A 2,294-nucleotide genomic window follows, 5' to 3' on the forward strand; every position below is an offset into this window, starting at 1 on the left:
GCGAGCAGGCAGGCACCGTCGTCATCGATACCTCGGCCCATTTCCTCTATTTCGTGGCCAATTCCAACGAAGCGATCCGCTATGGCGTCGGACTCGGCCGCGCCGGTTTCGAATGGGCCGGCCGCGGAGTCATCGAGTGGAAGCAGGTGTGGCCGCGCTGGTTCCCGCCGAATGAAATGATCGACCGCCAGCCCGAACTAGAGAAGTACCGCGCGCGCCAGATCCCTCGTACCAACGAATGGGAGGGTGGCATGCCGGCTGGCGTCCAGAACCCGCTCGGAGCCCGTGCGCTCTACATTTTCCAGAACGGCAAGGACACGCTCTACCGCCTGCACGGCTCGCCCGAATGGGCATCGATCGGCAAATCGGTTTCGTCGGGTTGCGTGCGATTGATCAACCAGGACATCATCGACCTTTACGGACGCGTCGCCGACGGCACGCCGATCGTCGTCACCAGTGGACTGCCGACCGGTATTCGGTCGACCGTATCGCAAATCTCGGGCGGAGTCGTGAGGCTCTAGAAACCGGGATTACTCCGCCGCGAGCGTTTCTTCGGCAGTGCCGAAGGTCGCGCGATAGACCGCGCGCTGGCGATTGAGCGCCACCATCGTGTTGCGAAGCAGGATCGCCACCGTCACCGGGCCGACGCCGCCTGGCACAGGGGTGATCCATGACGCCACTTCCTTGACGCTTTCGGTGTCGACATCGCCAACGATGCGGCTCGAACCATCAGGCAATGTCTCGGCATTGATGCCGATATCGATGACGGCAGCACCCGGCTTGACCATGTCGGCCTTGATCAGCCGCGGTTTGCCCACGGCCACGAACAGCGCGTCGGCCCGGCGTGCATGGGCCGCCAGCGAGCGCGTCATGTGATGGCACACCGTCACCGTTGCGCCTTCGCTCATCAAGAGGAAGGCGATCGGCTTGCCGACGATTTCCGAATGTCCGACGACCACGACTTCCAGCCCTTTGAGATCGAGGCCGGTGGCTTTCAGCAGTTCGACCGAGGCGGCCGCCGTGCAGGGCGCGAGGTCGAGCTGGTTATAGACGATGTTGCCGATCGAGGCCGGGTGCATGCCCTCGACGTCCTTCAGCGGATGCACCGCCGCCTGGATCGCCTTGATCGGGATATGCGCAGGCACTGGCCGCTGGATGATGATGCCGGTGATGCGCGGATCGGCGTTCATGCCGTGGATGGCGGCTTCGAGTTCGCCTGCTGTCAGTTCGGCGGGAAAACGCCGCTCCTCGAAATCGATGCCGGCGAGCTCCGCCTTGGCGCGCTGGTTGCGGACATAGACGTCCACTGCGGCGACATCACCGACGGTGATCGAAACAAGYTTGGGGCGGAAGCCTTCGTCGGTCGCCTTTTGCGCGGCGGCGCGCACTTCGGCAATGATACGGGCGGCCACGGGGCCGCCTTTGAGATAGCGGTTGTCGTCGAGCGGCGGCATGTGTCTTCCTTTGGCGGTCATCGACTTGGGATAAACCCGGATACTTCGGCACGCCGAGGATGAAAAGGGTCGACGAAATCAAATTTTATCCATGTTAAACAATTTTTCCTGAKAAATCGAGCCGTGGCTTTCAGTTTGCTGAACAGCGAAAAGGGCAGCGCGGTCTTCCGCCACGCTGCCCTTTTGCTTGGGAACCATGTCTTGCGACAGGCTCCGCCCCCGTAAACGGTAATTACCTGACGACGACCTTGGTGCCGACCGCGACCTTTTCGTAGAGTTCCATCACGTCTTCGTTGCGCATGCGGATACAACCTGATGACACCGCCCCGCCGATCGTCCAGGGCTGGTTGGTGCCGTGGATGCGGTAGAGCGTCGATCCGAGATAAAGCGCGCGCGCGCCGAGCGGGTTGTTGGGTCCACCCGTCATCATCGCCGGCAACACACGGCCCTTGGCGCGTTCGCGCGCGATCATTTCCGCCGGCGGGCGCCAATCCGGCCATTCGCGCTTCGACGTCACCTTGTGGGTGCCGGACCATTCGAAGCCCGGCTTGCCGGTGCCGACACCGTAGCGCCGCGCCTGTCCATCCGCCTGTACGTGGTAGAGGAAGTTCTCATTGGTATCGATGATGATGGTGCCCGGCTTTTCGCTGCCGTCATAGGAAACCACCTGCGGCAGATAGATCGGGTTGATCTGCGGCTTGACGTTGCGCTTTTCGGGCGCGCGCAGCGCTGCCGTCTGCACCCGGTCCGGCTGGGTCTGGCGCCGCTGGGCGGCACGCGGAGCTGCGGGCCTGACCTGCTGTTGGGCGCTTTGCTGGCGCTGCTGCCTCGGCGCAATTT

Annotated in this window: 3 protein-coding genes; 1 reads left to right on the top strand and 2 read right to left on the bottom strand. The window is 63.0% G+C overall.

Going from position 1 to position 2,294, the window contains the following annotated elements; all coding sequences use genetic code 11:
* A partial coding sequence (locus AC1DUU_RS29830; protein ID WP_476786928.1) for a L,D-transpeptidase occupies positions 1-521 on the top strand: 521 nt, incomplete at its 5' end.
* 9 nt (positions 522-530) lie between these two features.
* Here the strand turns inward: AC1DUU_RS29830 and AC1DUU_RS29835 are convergent.
* Positions 531-1,454 (bottom strand): bifunctional 5,10-methylenetetrahydrofolate dehydrogenase/5,10-methenyltetrahydrofolate cyclohydrolase, encoded by a 924-nt coding sequence (locus tag AC1DUU_RS29835; RefSeq protein WP_476786929.1) that lies wholly within the window; start codon positions 1,452-1,454, stop codon positions 531-533.
* Between the two features lie 232 nt (positions 1,455-1,686).
* Positions 1,687-2,294, bottom strand: a 608-nt coding sequence (locus AC1DUU_RS29840; protein WP_476786930.1) for a L,D-transpeptidase, incomplete at its 5' end; no start/stop codon positions are given.

It is taken from the genome of Aminobacter sp. P4_H6_2, from assembly GCF_056400805.1.